Below are 19,453 nucleotides of genomic sequence, written 5' to 3'. Positions count from 1 at the left end.
GGCGGCCCGCTACGTATGCCCTGTGGACAGGTACGCATCGGAAAGCCTTATGACAATTGAACTTGCAGTCACAAACAACGTATTTGCGCGGGATATCCTGACAGTTGCCCAGCTGAACCAAGCGGTGGGGCAGTTGTTGGAGCGCAGCGTCCCGGCACTGTGGGTTCGCGGCGAGATTTCCAACTTCACGCAGGCGGCTTCCGGGCATTGGTACTTCACGCTCAAGGACAGCCGCGCCGCCGTGCGCGCCGTCATGTTCCGGGGCCGCGCCAGCGCGGTCGGCTTCGTGCCGCGCGCCGGCGACCAGGTGGAAATCAGGGCCAGAGTGTCGCTTTACGAACCCCGTGGCGACTATCAACTGCAGGTCGACGCCATGCGCCGCGCCGGCCTGGGCAATCTGTACGAAGCCTTCCTGCGCCTGAAGGAACAGTTGAACGCGGAAGGCCTGTTCGATCCGGCGCGCAAGCGCGAACCCGTGCCGTTGCCGCGCGCCATCGGCGTGATCACCTCGTTGCATGCCGCCGCGCTGCGTGATGTGCTGTCGGCGCTGGCGCGGCGCGCGCCGCAGGTGCCGGTCATCATCTACCCGGCGCCGGTGCAAGGCGCCGACGCGGCCGGCCGGCTGGCCGCGCAGGTCCGCCAGGCGAACGCCCGCGGTGAGGTCGATACGCTGCTGCTGGTGCGCGGCGGCGGCAGCATCGAGGACCTCTGGAGCTTCAACGACGAAGCCCTGGCGCGCGAGATCGATGCAAGCGCCATCACCACCATCAGCGGCGTTGGCCACGAAACCGACTTCACGATCGCCGACTTCGTCGCCGACGTGCGCGCGCCGACGCCGACCGCGGCCGCCGAATTGGCCTGCGTGCCGCGCTCCGAACTGCTGGGCCGCGTCATGTACGCGGCCGAAACCTTGGTGCGCGGCCAGCAGCGCCGCCTGGAACGCGCGGCGCAGCGTCTTGACCGCGCCGCCGCGCAACTGGTGTCGCCGGCCCAGCGGCTGGAACACCAGCGCGAGCGCCTGAACAGCCTGAGCTACCGGCTGGCGTCGGCCTGGGCCGGTCCGCAGGCCCGGCGCGGCGCCCGCGTCAACCTGCTGGCGCAGCGTCTGGCGCATCGCGCGCCCGACACGCGCCGCGGCGCGGAACGCCTGGCCGCCGTGACGCGCCAGCTTGGGCAGACACACGCGCGCCTGCTGGCGCGGCGCCGCGACCAGTTGGCCGCGGCCGGCGCGCAACTGCGCGCGCTCGATCCCGGCAACACGCTGGCGCGCGGGTATGCTATCGCGCGGGACGCCGACGGCCGCATCGTGCGCGATGCCGCCACCCTGGCGGCGGGGCAGGGCCTGGACCTGAGCTTCGCGCAGGGCGGCGCCCGGGTCGAGGTCACGCAGGTGCGCGAGACGCGCGACCTCTGAAGCGCCGCGAACAGGCGGTAGCGGGACAACGCGGCCCTCGGGGCCGGCCGTCAGGGATGGAACGATGCGGTTGAACGAACCACGCAAGCCTGAGCGCCGCATGCGCCAGGCCGCTATGCTGGCGGCGCTGTTGGCCGCCGTGACGCTGGCCGCGACGACGCCGGCGCGGGCCGGATTTCAGAACGACCCGCCGCCGCCCGCCGCGCCGCTGTCGGTGGCGCCGCCGCCTCCGGCCGCGCCGTCGCCCCGGGCCGAGCCCAAGCCGCCGTCCGATTGCGACTGCGCGTCGCCCTACCGCGAATATCGGGCGGCCGAGACCGCCGAGACCCGCGCCTTGTTCAACGCCGTTGCCGCCGGCGACGAGGCGGCCTTCGCCGCCGCGCTGGCCAAGGTGAAGCAGCCGGGCGACTACGCGCTTGAAGGCGTGCCGCTGCTGCACGCGCTGCTGATGCCGGCGGGCAAGCGCGGCAAGCACGTGTATTGGGACATGCCGACGGACGAGGCGGCGCGCCTGCGCCAGGCCTGCCACGCGGCGCTGCCGGCCCGCACCCGCATGCTGGCGGCCCTGCTGGCCACCAGGCCGGCGCTGGACGACATCACCTACGAATCGCGCCGTCCGTCGCTGCAACTGGCGCTGCTGTATGGCACGCCCGAGATCCTGGACATGCTGCTGGCGGCCGGCGCCCGCCCCGACCAGCGCGGCGACGAGAACAAGACTCCGCTCGAATTCCTGCTCAGCCGCGATTTCGAATTCGCGGTGCGCATGACCTACCTGCCGCGACTGGTTGACCGCCAGCAGACCACGCGCATGGTGCTGGCCCTGCTCAAGGCCGGCGCCGCGCGTCCCTTCGCCTATATCGACGAACACGCCGATGACGCCATGCGCCAGGCCTTCAGGGACGCGCAGGGGCAACCGCGCCGGGCCGCGGACTACCTGGCCTGGGGGCCGCTGGTCGAATTGACCGAAGGCGCCGAAGTCGTGCGCGCGCTGGCCGCCACCGGCACCCGGCCCGCGTACGGCGAGGGCGCCAGTCCGCTGGCGCTGGCGGCCTACACCGGCAACGCGGGCGCGGTGACGGCGCTGGCGGAGCTGGGGCCGCGCACCGCGCCCGACACCGGCTACGGCGCCAGCGGCGACCGCGACCTATGGCTGGACGCGGCCCAGGCCGCCGTGGCGGCCGGACACGGCGACATCGCCGTGCCGCTGTTGCGCGCCGACATGCCGTTCAATCAGCGCGGACCGCAGACCGGCACCGACGCGGCGGTCTTCGTGCGCATGGAAGCCGAGGAGCGCCCCATCATGAATCTGGCGGCTGGCAAGGGCGACGTCGTCACCTTGCAGCGCTTGCTGGCGCTGGGCGCGACGGTCGAGGGCGACGATACCGAACCGCATGGCGACACGCCCCTGGCGGACGCGGTGCGGGCCCGCCAGGCCGCGGCCGTGCGCGTGCTGCTGGCGGCCGGCGCCAATCCGACCACCACGCGGGAGGGCTACGACCGCAAGTCCGCCCTGCAGCGCGCCATCGAGGCTGATGACGCGCCATTGCTGCACGACCTGCTGGCGGCCACGCCGCCGGCCGCGCTGCAGGCGCTGCTGGCCGACCCCGCGCGCTCGCCATTGGCGCAGGCGCTGCGCCAGCCGGGCAAGCAGGGCGCCGCGATGCTGCGGCACCTGGTCGATGCCGGCCTCGACCTGAGGACGCTCGATGCCAGCGCCATTCGCCAGGCGCTGGAGAACCGCGACGGCGAGATGGCCAGGTATCTGATCGACGCGGGCGTCCCGGTCAATCCGCAGGCCGCCGCGGCGGCGTCGGACGATCCCTATGACAACAAGGGCGTGCCGCCCTTGCTGGTGGCGGTGACTTCGGGCCAGGCGGCCATGGTCGATGCGTTGCTGGCCAAGGGCGCCGATCCGCTCGGCCTGGCCCCGGACGGCCGCAGCGCCCTGTATTGGGCCATCGGCGGCGGCGACGCGGCCATGTTCGAACGCTTGCTGGCCGCCGGCGCGCGGCTCGACGATCCGCGCTTGCCGCGCGCGCCGGCCGCTCATGCCTTGTTGAACGCCGCGCTTGCCTCCGGCGACCTGGCGCTGGTCAAACGTGTGGAGCAGGGCGCCAAGCAGCCGCTGGCCGACGCCTGCCTGCCGTCGGGGGGCGAATACGCGCTGCTCGACCGGCCCGGGTACTTCGCGCAATTGCAGGCGGCGGGCTACACCGGCGCGCGCGCCGAGTGCGTCGGCAAGGACGGCGCCTTGCCGCAGCGCCTGCTGTCGGCGCTGTTGCGCGACCGCCAGTTGGCGATCGCGCGCCGCGACACGGTGATCGATGTGCTCACGCGCTTGAAGGCCGTGGGCGCCGATCTGGACGCGCGCCAGACCGAGAGCGGCGATACGCCGCTGGTCGCCGCCATCCTGCTGGGCCGCGCCGATCTGGCCGATGCCCTGCTGGCGGCCGGCGCGAGCCCGGACGCCGCCGATGCGCAGGGTCGCAGTCCGGCCTGGGTGGCGCTGGCGAGCGGGCAGCCGGACATGCTGGCGCTGCTGGCGCGGCACCACGCGCGCTTTGATGGCGCGGCGGCGCCCTCGGGCCAGTCGTTCAGCCAGACGCTGGCATGCCAGGCCGCGCCCGGCTTTGCCGCCGCGCTGCAGGCGGCCGGCGCGCCGCTCAAGCAGGCCTGCCCCGCCAAGCCGGGCGCCGCCAAGGCCCTGGGCAAAGCGGCCGCGCGCGTCGCCGGCCATTACTACCTGCGCGGCATGCGCGAAGTCGGCAGCGAGCTGCTGCTGTCGCCCGATGGCCGTTTCGATTACCTGATGAGCTACGGCGCCGTGGACATCCAGGCCAGCGGCACCTGGCGCCTGGAGGGTAGGCAGGTGCGCCTGGACACGCCGCCGATCCAGCCGTTCTCGGCGATCGCGAAGGTCGGCGCGGACTCGCGGCCCGCCGAGGGCGACGAGCTCACGGTGCGCGTGTATTACGAAGGCCGGCCGGTCAAGGTCGATGTGGCGATGTCGTCGGCCAGCGCCGATTACGCCGGCACGCCGAAGCAGTCCGAAGGCGCCGATGGCGTCAGCGCGCCGATCGCGCCGGGTGAGCTCAAGGCCCTGGCGGTGTTCGTGCCGCTGCCTTCCGGCGCGCGCTGGCACAGCGTGGATGTGAGCAAGTCCGATATCGCATCGCGGGCGCTGCGCATCGACCTGGAACTGCCGGAATCGGCTAGTCGCACACCGTTGCACATGACATTGGCGTTGCGCGAAGACGGCGCGCTGGTGGCCGCGCAAGGCGGGCGCGAACTGCGCTATGAGAAAGAGTAGCGTTTACGCGCGCAAGGCATAAACACATGCCCGTTAACCCCGCGCCGCCGCGGGGTTAACGCGGTATCCTCGCAGAGTTGCCGATACAATTGAACGGCTTGATCGTGCACTCAACAGAAGGAACCGACACATGGCACATACTCTTCCCCCCCTGCCTTACGAACTGGACGCGCTGGCTCCGCACATCTCGAAAGAGACGCTGGAGTACCACTACGGCAAGCACCACCAGACCTACGTCACGAACCTGAACAACCTGATCCCGGGCACCGAGTTCGAGAACCTGTCGCTGGAAGACATCGTCAAGAAGTCCTCGGGTGGCATCTTCAACAACGCCGCGCAGATCTGGAACCACACCTTCTACTGGAACAGCCTGGCTCCCAAGGCCGGCGGCGCGCCGAGCGGCAAGCTGGCCGACGCCATCAATGCCAAGTGGGGCAGCTTCGACGCCTTCAAGGAAGCCTTCAACAAGTCGGCCGCCGGCAACTTCGGTTCGGGCTGGACCTGGCTGGTCAAGAAGGCCGACGGTTCCGTCGACATCGTCAACACCAGCAACGCCGCCACCCCGCTGACCACGGCCGACAAGCCGCTGCTGACCTGTGATGTCTGGGAACACGCGTACTACATCGACTACCGCAATGCCCGTCCCAAGTACCTGGAAAACTTCTGGGCCCTGGTGAACTGGGACTTCGCCGCCAAGAATTTCGCCTGATTCCGCTGCGCGCCCGGCGCGCACCGCAGGGCCAAGGCCCCTCGCATCGCGAGGGGCCTTTTTGTTTTCGGCGCGCCCCGGGAGCCGACCGAAATTCTAGATTACGGGGTCAAATTTTGTATTTTGTCGAATTCATTTTGTAGAAAATGAGAATAAATCTCCCTCTCTTTACGAATAAAGCGAGGCGAAGGTCCCGCTATCGTTGAAAGCAGTCTGCGGCCGAGCCATGGGGCCAACGATCGCGGCATGCCCGCCACAACACCGTGGCGTTTGACGGGAAGGGAAGCATGTTGCGGTTTTTTTCGGGGTTGCATATCGGCGCGCGCATCGGCGTGCGACTGTCGGGCGCGTTCCTGCTGGTAGCGTTGCTGGGGGGCTGCATCGGCGCGTTCGGGGTGTGGGGGCTCTCCCGCATCAACGACATGAACGACCAGATCGCCGAGGTCGAATTCCGGGGGCTGTCCGACATCAAGGAAGCCAACATCAGCCTGATCGCCGCCGGCCGTGCGCGCAAGAGCTTCCTGGGCGCCACCACCGAGGAAGAAAGGCAGGCGCTGCGCGCCGAGTTCGACCGCGATGTCGCAAACCTGGAGCGCCTGCGCGCCAAGGCGGCGCAGAGCTTCGTCCGCGAGGACGGCAAGCGCCTGCTGGCGCAATTCGTCGAAGCCGAAGAGCTCTGGAAGCGCGAGGCCATCGAGTTCTTCGAGGCCGCCGAAGGGCTGCCGCTGGCCCAGACCGATGCCGCCATCGTCAACATCACCAAACGCGCCGCCGCCTCGTCCGGCAAGGCCGAGGCGCTGATCACCGAATTGGTCCAGGCCAAGGAGCAGGCGGCCGACCGCGCGGTGCGCGAAGTCACCGACCTGTACTCCGGCACCCGCCTCATCATGATCGGCCTGTCGCTGGCCGGCGTGGCCCTGGGCCTGCTGCTGGGCTGGCTGGTGACGCGCGGCATCACCCGGCCGCTGGGGCGGGCGGTGGAGGCCGCGCGCCGGGTCGCCAATGGCGACCTGAGCGGGGACATCCAGGTCACCTCGCGCGACGAGACGGGGGACCTGATGGCCGCGCTCAAGGCCATGAACGAAAACCTGTCGCGCATCGTGCGCGATGTGCGAGACGGCTGCGAAAGCATCGCCTCCGCTTCCTCGCAGATCGCGCAGGGCAATGCCGACCTGTCGCAGCGCACCGAGGAACAGGCGGCATCGCTGGAGCAGACCGCGGCCTCGATGGAACAGCTCACCAGCACCGTGCAGCAGAACGCCAGCAACGCCGGCGAGGCCGAAAAGCTGGTCACCCAGGCCTCGACCGTGGCGGCGCGCGGCGGCGAGGTGGTCGACGTCGTGGTGCAGACCATGAGCGCGATCTCCGAAAGCTCGCGGCGCATCTCCGATATCACCAGCGTGATCGACGGCATCGCGTTCCAGACCAACATCCTGGCGCTGAACGCCGCGGTCGAGGCCGCGCGCGCCGGCGAGCAGGGCCGTGGCTTCGCGGTGGTGGCCGGCGAGGTCCGCACCCTGGCGCAACGCTCCGCGGTCGCGGCCAAGGAGATCAAGGCGCTGATCGACGAATCCGTCCATCGCGTCGAAGGCGGCACGCGTCAGGCCGACGAGGCCGGTAACACCATGCGCGAGGTGGTCGACAGCGTGCGCCAGGCCGCGATCCTGGTCCACGAGATCGCCAGCGCCTCCGCCGAGCAATCCACCGGCATCGGCCAGGTCAACCAGGCCGTGGCGCAGATGGACACCGTGACCCAGCAGAATGCCGCGTTGGTGGAACAGGCCGCGGCCGCGGCCGGCAGCATGCAGGATCAGGCTGGCCGCCTGGCGCAGCAGGTGCGACGCTTCAAGATCGATGCCGGTCCCGTGTCGATGAATGCCGAACCCCGGGCCCGGCTGATCCAGGCCGGCCGGGCCACGCCGCATCAGGCGGCGGACGCGCGCCAGCAACCGGTCGTGGCGCGCCCGGCCCTCATCAAGCACGACGCGGACGAGGACGACTGGTCGTCGTTCTGAATGGCACGCCTGTGGGCTGGCAGTCAGGCGGCAATGGTATGGTTTAGCCACTTCTGGTTTTGCCACTCCTTGCCGCCCGGCCCCGCCCATGTTCCTGCCCACCCCGCTGCGCCGTATCGCCACCGGTTCCCGCCACCTGCTGCGCCGCAAGTTGCGACAGACCAACCGCCTGTCGCGCAAGAGCCTGCAGATGGCCCTGTTGCTGGGAGGCGCGGCGCTGGTTGCCCTGGTGTCGCTGGGGTTTGCCTACCTGGCCGACCTCGCGCTGGAATGGAACCGCGAATGGGTCGGGCATGCCGGCTGGCTGGCGCTGCTGGTGTTGCCGTGCGCACTGGCCATCCTGCGTTGGGCCACGCTGCGGTTCGCGCCCAATGCCGCGGGCAGCGGCATTCCCCAGGTGATCGGCGCGCTGTCGCTGCCGCCCGGCCCGGGACAGCGCAGCCTCGTGTCGCTGGCGCAGGCGCTGTGGAAGATTCCGCTGGCGTTCTTCGGCATGCTGGCCGGCGCCTCGATCGGCCGCGAAGGGCCGTCGGTGCAGGTCGGCGCCGCGGTGATGCTGGCATGGGGCGATTTCTGGAAGCGTCGCGGGCTGCAACTGCGCGGCTTCCATGCCAACGAGCTGATCGCCGCGGGCGCGGCCGGCGGCCTGGCCGCGGCCTTCAACGCTCCCTTGGCGGGCGTCATCTTCGCCATCGAGGAACTGGGTCGCGGCACCGTGCTGCGCTGGCAGCGGCTGGTGCTCATCGGCGTATTGGCGGCCGGTTTTCTGGTGGTGGCGGTGCAGGGCAACAATCCCTATTTCGGCACCTTTGGCGGCGCGGTCCTTACGCATGGCATGCTGTGGTGGGTACTGATCTGCGCCGCGCTCAACGGTGCGCTGGGCGGTCTCTTCGCGCGCCTGCTGGGCAAGGGGGCGGCCGGCATGGCGCCCGCGGCCTGGCGGGCCTGGATCCGCGTCCATCCCATCTGGACCGCCTTCGCCATGGGCGTGGTGCTCGCGCTGATCGGCCTGGCCACGGCCGGCAGCGTCTACGGCACCGGCTACGGCGCGGCCGCCGACCTGCTGTCGGGCGAGACGCAGAACGCCTTGCCCGCCGGTTTCGGCCTGGCCAAGCTGGCCGCCACCGTGGCTTCGTACTGGGCCGGCATTCCCGGCGGCATCTTCACGCCCGCCCTGACCACCGGCGCCGGCATCGGCCATCACATCTGGCAATTGGCGGGCGAGGGCGTGGACCAGCGCGTGCTGGTCCTGGTGTCGATGGCCGCGTTCCTGGCCGCGGCCACCCAGGCGCCGTTGACGGCCAGCGTGGTGGTCATGGAAATGACGGGCAGCCAGCCCATGCTGTTCTGGCTGCTGGTCGGCTCGCTGCTGGCCTCGGGCGTGTCGCGCCAGTTCTGCCCGCAGCCGTTCTACCATCTGGCCGCCGGACGCTTTCGCCGCCAGGCCATCCTCGAGGCCGGGCGCGCCGCGCGGGCGAGCGCGCCGACACCTTGAGGGCAGGCCGGCATGTGTACGGTGAGTGAACAGTAGCTGGACACCGTCCGTTCTGCGGACATCCTCGGGATGCACCATCTTGGCGCGAAACCGCTGCGTTAAGATCGTGCGCATTCGATTCCTCCACTTCAATCCGAGCATCTCATGACCGTGCATGCCTATATCTGTGACGCGATTCGCACCCCCTTCGGCCGCTACGGCGGCGCACTGGCCCCGGTGCGTCCCGACGACCTCGCGGCCGTAGCCATCAAGGCGCTGGTGGCGCGCAATCCTGGCGTGCGCTGGGAAGAAATCGACGATGCCATCCTGGGCTGCGCCAACCAGGCCGGCGAAGACAACCGCAACGTCGCCCGCATGGCCACGTTGCTGGCCGGTCTGCCGGTCGAAGTTCCCGGCGCCACGGTCAACCGTCTGTGCGGTTCGGGCCTGGACGCCATCGGCAGCGCCGCGCGCGCCATCCGCGCCGGCGAAGCCGGCCTGATGCTGGCTGGCGGCGTCGAAAGCATGAGCCGCGCGCCGTTCGTCATGGGCAAGGCCGATAGCGCCTTCTCGCGCAACGCCGCGATCTATGACACCACCATCGGCTGGCGCTTCATCAACAAGTTGATGAAGGCCCAGTACGGCGTCGACTCGATGCCGGAAACCGCCGAAAACGTCGCCGACGATTTCAAGATCAACCGCGAAGACCAGGACCTGTTCGCGCTGGCCAGCCAGCAGAAGACCGCCCGCGCCCAGAAGGAAGGGTTCTTCGACGCCGAGATCGTGCCGGTCTCGATCGCGCAGAAGAAGGGCGATCCTATCGTCGTGTCCAAGGACGAGCATCCGCGCGAGACCAGCCTCGAGGCGCTGGCCAAGCTCAAGGGTGTGGTCCGCGAAGGCGGCACCGTGACCGCCGGCAATGCTTCGGGCGTCAACGACGGCGCCGCCGCGCTGCTGCTGGCCGACGAAAAAGGCGCCGCGCGCCACGGCCTGACGCCGCGCGCCCGCGTGGTCGGCATGGCCACCGCCGGTGTCGCGCCGCGCATCATGGGCATCGGCCCGGCGCCCGCCACCCGCAAGGTGCTGGCCCAGACCGGCCTGACGCTGGACCAGATGGATGTGATCGAGCTGAATGAAGCCTTTGCCGCCCAGGGCCTGGCCGTGTTGCGCCAGCTTGGCATCGCCGACAACGACCCGCGCGTCAACCCCAACGGCGGCGCCATTGCCCTGGGCCACCCGCTGGGCGCCAGCGGCGCGCGTCTTGCCACCACCGCGATCAATCAGTTGCACCGCACCGGCGGCCGCTATGCGCTGTGCACCATGTGCATCGGCGTGGGCCAGGGCATCGCCTTGATCATCGAGCGTGTCTGATTCCGCTACGGCCCCGGGCGACCGGGGCCGGGCCCGCCGCCGCGCGGTGGCGGCACGGCCAAACGAAAAGGGAGCCCATGGGCTCCCTTGTTGCGTGCGCGGGACCGCGGCTGGCTCAGGGCAGTCCGTCGATCTTCCTGCCGGCCTTCATGCCGTGGCTTTCGTACCAACCCTGCGCCATTTCGAGTGCGTAGCGCACCGGTTTCTTGGAGCAGTGGGTGTCGTCGGTCTGGGGCGCCATGTCTTCGATGTTGACGATCGTGCCGTCGTCGGCGATAAAAGCGATCGACAGCGGCAGCAGGGTGTTGCGCATCCAGAAGCACTGCACGTCGGGCTGCTCGAAGACGAAGAGCATGCCGTCATTGCCGGCCAGTTCCTTGCGGAACATGAGGCCGTCGCGGCGGCTGGCTTCCGTGTTGGCGACTTCTGCGCGGATAATATGGATGCCGGCGGCCAGTTGCGCGATCGGCAGCGTCGGTTGCGGGCCGGTCGCCGTCTGGGCCCCGGCCGCCAGGGGCAACGCCAGGGTGGCGGCGCCGAGCAGCGCGGCTACCGCCGCGCGCGCTGCCGATTTAATGAACGCTGTTTTGAGCAACGCACCACCAACATGAAACAAAGCAGCATTCTTCAGCATGACCAAACGCGGTAATCGCGGTAATAAGAAAATAACAAGGCGGGGCCCGAAAGCCCCGCCTGATAATGGCGCAACCTTACCGTTGCGCTGTAAAGAGTAACTCAGGCAGCGGTGATATTGAGCGCCTGTTTGCCTTTGGGCCCCTGGATAATCTCGAAAGCCACTTTCTGGCCTTCTTTCAGGGTTTTAAAACCATTCATCTGGATGGACGAGAAGTGGGCGAACAGATCTTCACCGCCGTCGTCGGGCGTAATGAAGCCGAAACCCTTTGCATCGTTGAACCATTTGACGGTACCCGTCGATTTGGGATTGTCCCCTTGGACGGCGGTTGCGGTCGTATCAGACATGCGGACTGCCTCATTGAATCGTATGTTGACAGAAGGGCATCGCGGCCTAGACCCCTGTCCCCCCTCCGGCCTCCTGGCAGGTTTTCGGTGAATTGAAAACCCCAGAATGCGTGGATAATGCGCCGCTTTTCTTTGCGGAGTCAAGTATGGAAACTACGCATTTCTACGTGTAATTTTGCGTAAGTTACATGCAAGCCGTCCCCTGATTAAATAGAATAGCCGCCCTATGAGTTCTACCTTGGATACCCAGCATGATTTGGCCGTCGAGAAGGCGCCGGCGCGCGTCGCGCCGCCTCCGATGTACCAGGTGCTGTTGTTGAATGACGACTACACCCCGATGGAGTTTGTCGTGAAGGTGCTGCAGAAGTTCTTCAACAAGAACCACGAAGAAGCCACGCGCATCATGCTTCAGGTGCATCACGAAGGCCGTGGGGTTTGCGGCGTCTACCCGCGCGACCTGGCCGCCACCCGGATTGCCCAGGTGGCCCAGTATGCGCGGGCGCGCCAGCATCCATTGCAGTGCGTGATGGAACCGGTCTGAACTCGCAAGAACAGCGCCGCCACCACAGGCGGCGTTCTGCTGTACAGGGTTGCAAAGCAGGAACCGCGCACCGAGAAGCGCGCGGCACTATCAGGTCGGCAGCTCCGCCGCAAAGGAGCATCGCATTCGAGTAGGCGGGGAGGTTTGCCGTGAGTGGAAAGAACAGCAAGACCTGGCTGGCGGTAGCCGGCGCGATCGTGGTGGCCGGCGCCATAGGCGTGGGTTGGTGGATGGGCAAGGGCGGCCAACCGTCCGCGCCGGCGACGCCGCAGACGGTTACGCCGGCGGCAGCCACGACCGCGCCCGCCGCGACGGGTGGCGCCGCCAAGCCGGAGGCCTTGCCGGCCACGGCCACGGTCGGCACCGCTGACGCGTTCGCGGTCCTCAATTGCCAGCCGCGCCAGTACAACGACTCGCTGGCGCTGGCGGTCACTTTCACACAGCCGGTCGAAGCCAAGGCCGATCTGACCAAGTTCCTGCAGGTCACCGACACCGGCGCCGCCTCGGGCAAACCCGACCAGGACACCGAGCGCAGCGCCAACGGCCAGCAGCCGAGCTCCGTCCAGCCTGGCGACGCCGCGCCCAAGGGCAAGATCGTCCAGGGCAACTGGGTGGTCGGCTCCAATCCGCGCATGGTGTATTTCCCCTTCGTCCAGCCGCAACGCACGTATTCCGTCGCGGTGCGCGCGGGCCTGCCGGGCGCTGGCGACAAGGTCGCCCTGGCCGGCGCCTCGCATTGCGACGTGGTGACCGATGCCATGCCGCCTTCGTTCTATTTCGCCAGCCGCGGCGTGGTGCTGCCGGCCGGCCAGAACGGCGGCCTGCCGGTGGCGACGGTCAACATGCCCGAGGTCGACGTGCAATTCCTGCGTGTCGCGCCCGAGCGCGTGCCGGAACTGTTCGAGTCGGTGCTGGGCATCGGCCGCAACACCTCCGCGTCGGACGATGATGAATCCGGCGGCTACGACGACGAAGACGGCTGGCGCTACTCGGGCAACCGCAGCCTGAAGGGTTCGGTCAGCAACTGGGACCTGGACCGCCTGAACACCCTGACGACCAGTGTCTACCAGGGCCGCTTCCTGACGGACGACAAGCCGAACCGCCGCCACGTCACCTTCCTGCCGGTCGAAGGCATCAAGGAACTGCAGGAACCCGGCATCTACGTCGCGGTGATGAGCCAGCCCGGCCGTTTCCGCTACGAATACCAGGTCACCTACTTCTATGTCAGCGACATCGGCCTGCACGCGCGCCGCTACAGCGACCGCATCGAGGCCTACTCGGTGTCGCTCAAGAGCGGTCAGGCGATCTCGGGCGCGCTCTTCGAACTGGTGGATGGCGCCGGCAAGACGCTGGCCAAGGCCCAGGCCGATGGCCAGGGCCACGTGCGCTTTGACGGCAGCTTCACCAACGCCCGCGTGATCCGGGCCTCGCGTGACAAGGAAATGACCGTGCTGGCGCTGGCCGAGCCCGCGCTGGACCTGTCCGAATTCGATACCGGCGGCCATATTTCCCGCCCCAACAGCCTGTTTGTCTATGCCGGCCGCAACCTGTACCGCCCCGGCGAGACCTTCCATGTGTCCGTGCTGCCGCGCGACCTCGACGGCCGCGTCATGCCGCCCGCGCCGCTGACCGCCACGCTCAAGCGCCCTGACGGCCGCGTGGTCTCGACCAACCTGTGGCAGCCCGCCAAGGACCTGCAGGGTTATGTCGAGCGCGCCATCGACCTGCCGCCCGATGCCCAGACCGGCGCCTGGATGCTGGAACTGCGCGTCGACCCCGCGTCGCGCGCGCCGGATGCTTCCTGGAAGTTCCAGGTCGAGGAATTCCTGCCCGAACGCATGAAGATGGCGCTCACGTCCGACCAGGATGTGTTGGCGCCGAACGACACCCTGACCGTCGACGTGCAGGGCGACTATCTGTATGGCGCGCCCGCCGCCGGCAACCGCCTGCTGTCCAGCTTCCAGGTCAAGCGCGACCGCTATGCGCTGCCGCAGCAATGGCCCGGGTTCATCTTCGGCGACGTGGACGACGATTCGCGCCGCCATTTCGAGGAATTGCCGGAGGCCGCGCTGGATTCGACCGGCGCCGCGCAACTGGAAATCGAACCGCGCACCGAAGGCACCCATTCGCCGATGAAGGTGCGGGTCTCGGCCAGCCTGCTGGAATCGGGCGGCCGCCCGGTGGTGCGCTCGATCGAGCGCAGCGTCTGGCCCGCCGACAAGCTGATCGCCGTGCGTCCGCAGTTCGACAGCGACGTCGCGCGCGAAGGCGCGCCGGCCTCGTTCGAAGTGCTGCGCGTGGACGCCCAGGGCAAGATCGCGCCGCTGGCGCAGGCCCAGATGCGCCTGTATCGAGAGGAACGCCAGTACTACTGGCGCTTTGACGACCAGCGCGGCTGGAACAGCGGCTACACCGAAACCGAGGAACTGCTCGATTCGCGCGAGATCGCGCTGAAGGACCGCAGCCAGTTCACGGTGCCCGTCAAATGGGGCCGTTACCGCCTGGAAATCGCCGATCCCGAGACCGGCGAAACCCTGCGCTACCGCTTCTATGCGGGCTGGGACGCCCAGGACGCCGACGCCATGGGCAACCGCCCCGACCGCGTGCAGATGAAGCTGGAAGGCGTGCCGGCCAAGCCGGGCGACAGCGTCAAGCTGACCCTGACGCCGCCGCACGACGGCCAGGCCCTGATCACCGTCGAGGGCGACCGCATGCTGTGGTCGACCTGGGTGGCCGTGAAGGCGACTGGCACGCAAGTGGAAATCCCGATCGACAAGAGCTGGAAGCGCCATGACCTGTACGTGGCCGCGGCGGTGTTCCGTCCCGGCAGCGAGGGTGACCGCGTGACCCCCGCGCGCGCGCTGGGCCTGACCTTCCTGCCGATCGCCAGCGCCGACCGCAAGCTCGACGTCAAGCTGACGGCCGCGGCCAAGACCGAACCCGAAACCAAGACCACGGTCCGCGTGAAGGTCGATGGCGCCCAGGGCAAGCAGGCCGTGGTGACGCTGTCGGCGGTCGACGTCGGCATCCTCAACATCAACCAGTACCGCACGCCCGATCCGCTCGACTTTTTCTTCGGCAAGCATCGCTACGCGGCCGAACTGCTGGACATGTACGGCAAGCTGATCGAGAAGATGGACGGCACCAAGGGCAAGCTGAAATGGGGCGGCGACGCCGCCATGCGCGGCGACAGCAAGAGCCTGCCCAAGAAGGTCAAGCTGGTCGATTTGTTCTCGGGACCGGTCAAGCTCAACGACAAGGGCGAGGCCGACATCCCGCTGAATCTGCCCGACTTCAACGGCACGCTGCGTCTGATGGCCGTCGCGTTCACCGCGGACAACTACGGCAGCACCGACACCGAAATGGTGGTGGCGGCGCCGATCGTGGCCGAGCTGAACACGCCGCGCTTCATCACCCCGGGCGACCAGGCAGCCATCGCGCTGGACGTGACCAACCTGAGCGGCGCCGACCAGAAGGTGACGGTCAAGCTGGAAGCGCTGGATCCGGTCGGCATCGTCGACGGCACCCGCACCGTGACCCTCAAGGACAAGCAACGCACCACGCTGCGCTTTACCGCCACCACCACGGGCTCCTACGGCCTGGGCCTGATGCGCCTGACCGTGGACGGGCAGGGCGGCGCCAAGCCGATCCACATCGTGCGTGAATCGGTGCTGCAGGTGCAGCCGGCCTACGCGGCCGAGCGCCAGGTGCGCCGCCTGCGCCTGAACCCGGGCGAGTCCAACACGCCGCAGGCATCGTGGGTGGCGTCGTACTACCCCGACTCGACCACGGTCAGCATGACGGTCTCGAACCGTCCGCCGATCAACGTCAACCGCGTGGTCGAAGGGCTGCTCAACTACCCCTACGGCTGCACCGAGCAGACCATCAGCGCGACGCTGCCGTGGGTCCTGATCGACGAGGAAGCGGCCAAGCAGTTCGGCCTCAAGCCGCGCACCCAGGCCGAGCGTGAAGCCAAGGTCGCGGGCGCCATCGGCCGCCTGTCGGGCATGCGCAACGCCGTGGGCTCCTACAACCTGTGGAGCAGCTCGTCCTCGCGCGACGTGTGGCTGACGGCCTACGCCGTGGGCTTCCTGCAGGACGCGCGCGACAAGGGCTTCACCATTCCCGAGGCCTCGCTGGATCGTTCGCGCCAGTGGCTGTTGGAACAGGTGCAGCAGAGCAGTGGCTCGTTCGGCACCTGGTCGACCAATCTGAAGCGCGACTTCGAGTCCGGTCGCCTGGACAGCGGCGGCCAGAGCGTGCTGCGCGAAGACCACCGCCGGTTTGCCGGCCTGGCTACGGCCGCCCTGGCGCTGGCGCGCGACAAGAAGGCGCCGCTGTCGACGGTGCGCCAGTTGTTCGACAACTACCAGGACCGCGCGCGTTCGCCGCTGCCCCTGATCCAGTTGGCCGCCGCGTTCAAGCTGATGGGCGACGAAGGGCGCATGAAGAGCGCGCTCGATCTGGCCATGACGCGCGAGTACGGCATCACCCGCCGCGCCAACAGCTACTACGATGACTGGCTCGGCGATTACGGCAGCGCCGTGCGCGACTACGCGCTGGCGTATGCGCTGGCCAACCAGTACGAGCTGCGCCATGACCGCGTCGAGAACCTGATGACGCAACTGGCCGCGCGCCTGGGCAACCGTTCGTACCTGTCGACCCAGGAACAGATGGCCCTGCTGCTGGCCGCGCGCGCCGCGGGCGGCGACAAGTCGACGCCGTGGCAGGCCGCGCTGACGGTCAATGGCGTGCGCAAGGAGCTGGAAGGCGGCAGGTCCGACCGCACCGTGTCGCTGAGCGCGGCCGAGCTGGCCGGCACGCAGTTGCTCAACACCGGCAGCCAGTCGCTCTTCATCGAGTACGACATCCAGGGCAGCCCGACCACGGTGCCGGCGCCGCGCAACGACGTGATTCAGCTCAAGCGCGGCTGGTACCGTCCCGACGGCAAGCCGTGGGATGGCGGCACGCTGCAGACCGGCGACATGCTGGTGGTATGGGTCCAGGCCAGCGCCAACCAGAACATTCCGGACGGCCTGCTGGTGGATCGCGTGCCGGCCGGTTTCGAGGTCGAGAACCTGAACCTGTCGCAAAGCCCCGAAATGCAGGACTGGAGCATTGGCGGGCGCCGCGTGGCCGACGCGATGGCCGACCCCAACATCAAGCACCGCGAGTTCCGCGATGACCGGTATGTTGCGGCGGTCTCGCTGGGTCGCGGCAAGGTGGACGTGTTCTACCTGGTGCGGGTCGTGACGCCGGGCCGCTATGCGGTGCCGTCGACCGTGGCCGAAGACATGTACCGGCCCGAGATCCGTGGCGTAGGCGAGCAATGGAGCACGGTCGAAATCCGCGATCGCAGCGCCAAGCAGCGTCCTTGAACACCGCCGCCACCCCGCCGGCGGGCGCCTCGCGCGCCCGCCGCTGGCGGCGGCGCGGACTCTTCGCGGCCAGCGTGCTACTCGCGCTGGCCGCGTTGTTATTCGTGTTCGACCGCCTCTATCCCCTGCCTCCCATCGATTCCGGCGGCGCGGCCGTGGTGGTCGCCGCGGACGGCACGCCGCTGCGCAACTATCCCAGCCGCGACGGCATCTGGCGCTACCCGGTCAAGCCTGACCAGGTCTCGCCGCACTACCTCGATACGCTGCTGACCTACGAGGACCGCTGGTTCTACTGGCACCCCGGCGTCAATCCGGTGTCGCTGGCGCGCGCCGGCTGGCAATGGGCCACCAACCGCCGCATCGTCTCGGGCGGTTCGACCCTGACGATGCAGGTGGCGCGCCTGATCGACCCGCAACTGGCCGGCAAGCCGTCGCGCTCAATGAGCGCCAAGCTGCGCCAGGCGTGGCGCGCGGTGCAGTTGGAAATGCACTACAGCAAGGACGAGATCCTGTCGCTGTACCTGACCCACGCGCCCATGGGCGGCATCGTCGAAGGCGTCGAAATGGGCTCGCGCCTGTGGCTGGGCAAGCCGGCGCGCGATCTCAGCCCGGCCGAGGCCGCCATGCTGACCGCCTTGCCGCAGGCCCCGTCGCGGCTGCGGCCGGACCGCCATCCCCAGGCCGCGCAGACCGCGCGCGACAAGGTGCTGGACCGCATGGTGGAACTGGGCCGCTGGACCCCGGCCGAGGTGGCCGACGCCAAGATCGAGCAGGTGGTGGCGCCGCCGTTGCGCGCCCGCTGGCTGGCGCCGTTGGCTGCCCAGCGGCTGTTACAGGAGGCCGGCCGTCCCGCAGCCGGTTCGCGCCGCCCCGGCGCCCGCCCGCCGCTGCTGACCTCGACCTTGGATGCGGACATGCAGGCCGCGGTCGAGCGCATGCTGCTGGATCGGGTCGACAACCTGCCGCCCAAGGTCTCGATGGCGGTGCTGGTGATGGACAACGACACGCTTGAAGTCAAGGCCTACGCCGGCTCGGCCGACTTTTCCGATGATTCCCGATACGCCCACGTGGATATGGTGCGCGGCGTGCGTTCGCCCGGCTCGACCCTCAAGCCATTCCTGTATGCGCAGGCGCTGGACGACGGCCTGATCCACTCGGAAAGCCTGCTGATCGACGCGCCGTTGTCGTTCGGCGGCTACGCGCCGGGCAATTTCCAGGCGTCGTTCTCGGGGCCGGTCAGTGTGGCGCAGGCGCTGCAACGCTCGCTCAACGTGCCGGCCGTGGACCTGCTGGACCGCGTCGGGCCCACCCGTTTCGCCTCGGTTATGCTGACGGGCGGGGTCTGGTTACGTTTGCCGGCCGGCGCCGAGCCCAATCTGAGCTTGATTTTGGGCGGGGGCGGCACCACATTGGAAGAACTGGTGGGCGCTTATCGGGCCCTGGCCCGTGGCGGCATTTCCGGGCGTCCGCGCCTGCGGCCGGAGCAACCGCGGGTCGAGTCCCGTATGATGAGTGCTGGCGCGGCCTGGATTGTCCGCGACATCCTGGAGGGCGGCGGCCACCCGGACCGGCCGTTTTACCAATCGGGCAGCCCGGCGAAGCAACTGGCCTGGAAAACCGGGACGAGTTTCGGATTCCGGGACGCCTGGGCCGTCGGGGTGACCGACAGTTGGACGATCGGGGTATGGGTGGGCCGTCCCGACGGCACGCCGAATCCCGGTTTTTTCGGGGCGAATGTGGCGGCGCCGCTACTGCAGGATATCGTGGCGGCGTTGCCGGAAGGCGCCCAGCACGTGCGCGTGCGGCCTGCCTCGGTGCAGGCGGTCGTGACGTGTTGGCCGCTGGGTTACCGGCTCGGCAGCGTGCCGTCGGGGGAATGCCCCGAGCAGCGCGCGGCGTGGGCCTTGAACGACACGGTGCCGCCGTCGTTCGCCGGCTATGCCGATGCCACGCAGGGGCCGTTGCGCCTGGGGGGCGTGGCCACCGGATCGGTGTTGCGGCCGGTGCCTGGCAGTGCGCAGGTGGCGGTGGATGTGGATGTGCAGGGCGCCGAAGGCGAAGTTTGGTGGATGCTCGATGGTCGCGTGGTGGGTCATGCCGCGTCGGGTCGTCCGTTTAATCTGGTGCTGACGCGGGACGGACGGTATACGCTTACCGTCATGGACGCGCAAGGCCGTCATGACAGCGTGGTTTTTGAAATCGCTGGCGTTACGCCCTGATCGGCATAGAATATGAATCGTGTATTTGCCCGCTTCGATGC

General features: G+C 68.6%; 11 protein-coding genes. 9 read left to right on the top strand and 2 right to left on the bottom strand.

The window, feature by feature from the left end:
- Positions 1–49: 49 nt before the first annotated feature.
- The 6 genes from xseA to pcaF all read left to right on the top strand — a co-directional run bounded on the left by xseA (position 50) and on the right by pcaF (position 10,293).
- A complete protein-coding gene (gene xseA / locus ACUDCK_RS17840) occupies positions 50–1,414 on the top strand; it encodes an exodeoxyribonuclease VII large subunit (protein ID WP_054502075.1) in 1,365 nt (454 codons plus the stop codon).
- 100 nt (positions 1,415–1,514) lie between these two features.
- The gene (locus tag ACUDCK_RS17835; RefSeq protein ID WP_244976822.1) at positions 1,515–4,724 is read left to right on the top strand and encodes an ankyrin repeat domain-containing protein; all 3,210 of its coding nucleotides are present in this window, start codon (positions 1,515–1,517) and stop codon (positions 4,722–4,724) included.
- Positions 4,725–4,854: 130 nt separating this feature from the next.
- Complete coding sequence (gene sodB / locus ACUDCK_RS17830; protein ID WP_049073101.1) at positions 4,855–5,433, top strand: superoxide dismutase [Fe]; 579 nt, start codon at positions 4,855–4,857, stop codon at positions 5,431–5,433.
- Between the two features lie 287 nt (positions 5,434–5,720).
- The gene (locus tag ACUDCK_RS17825; protein WP_175166724.1) at positions 5,721–7,448 is read left to right on the top strand and encodes a methyl-accepting chemotaxis protein; all 1,728 of its coding nucleotides are present in this window, start codon (positions 5,721–5,723) and stop codon (positions 7,446–7,448) included.
- An 88-nt stretch (positions 7,449–7,536) separates the two neighbouring features.
- Positions 7,537–8,943: a chloride channel protein gene (locus ACUDCK_RS17820; RefSeq protein ID WP_054502078.1), complete on the top strand. Its 1,407-nt coding sequence runs from the start codon at positions 7,537–7,539 to the stop codon at positions 8,941–8,943.
- 144 nt (positions 8,944–9,087) lie between these two features.
- The gene (gene pcaF, locus ACUDCK_RS17815) at positions 9,088–10,293 is read left to right on the top strand and encodes a 3-oxoadipyl-CoA thiolase (RefSeq protein ID WP_054502079.1); all 1,206 of its coding nucleotides are present in this window, start codon (positions 9,088–9,090) and stop codon (positions 10,291–10,293) included.
- Between the two features lie 115 nt (positions 10,294–10,408).
- Here pcaF and ACUDCK_RS17810 read toward each other — a convergent pair whose 3' ends face one another.
- Positions 10,409–10,927, bottom strand: a complete 519-nt coding sequence (locus tag ACUDCK_RS17810; protein WP_231132925.1) for a DUF192 domain-containing protein — start codon at positions 10,925–10,927, stop codon at positions 10,409–10,411.
- 101 nt (positions 10,928–11,028) lie between these two features.
- Positions 11,029–11,274 carry a cold-shock protein gene (locus ACUDCK_RS17805; RefSeq protein ID WP_006220277.1) on the bottom strand — a complete coding sequence of 82 codons (246 nt, stop codon included), beginning with the start codon at positions 11,272–11,274 and terminating at the stop codon, positions 11,029–11,031.
- A 226-nt stretch (positions 11,275–11,500) separates the two neighbouring features.
- Here ACUDCK_RS17805 and clpS point away from each other — a divergent pair, with 226 nt between their 5' ends.
- The 3 genes from clpS (at position 11,501) to pbpC (ending at position 19,412) form a co-directional block, all read left to right on the top strand.
- Entirely contained in the window at positions 11,501–11,815 is a 315-nt protein-coding gene (gene clpS / locus ACUDCK_RS17800) for an ATP-dependent Clp protease adapter ClpS (protein WP_025135841.1), read from the top strand.
- A 230-nt stretch (positions 11,816–12,045) separates the two neighbouring features.
- Entirely contained in the window at positions 12,046–17,193 is a 5,148-nt protein-coding gene (locus ACUDCK_RS17795) for an alpha-2-macroglobulin family protein (protein ID WP_244976847.1), read from the top strand.
- On the top strand, positions 17,190–19,412 hold the full coding sequence (pbpC, locus tag ACUDCK_RS17790) for a penicillin-binding protein 1C (RefSeq protein WP_144654872.1): 2,223 nt from the start codon (positions 17,190–17,192) through the stop codon (positions 19,410–19,412). Before ACUDCK_RS17795 ends, pbpC begins: the two co-directional genes overlap by 4 nt.
- The last annotated feature ends 41 nt before the right edge of the window (positions 19,413–19,453 follow it).

The organism is Achromobacter sp. CF-sbj1-Ac2-l (assembly GCF_052698165.1).
The sequence above is the reverse complement of the archived record's forward strand: the minus strand, read 5'-3'. Positions and strand labels throughout refer to the sequence as shown.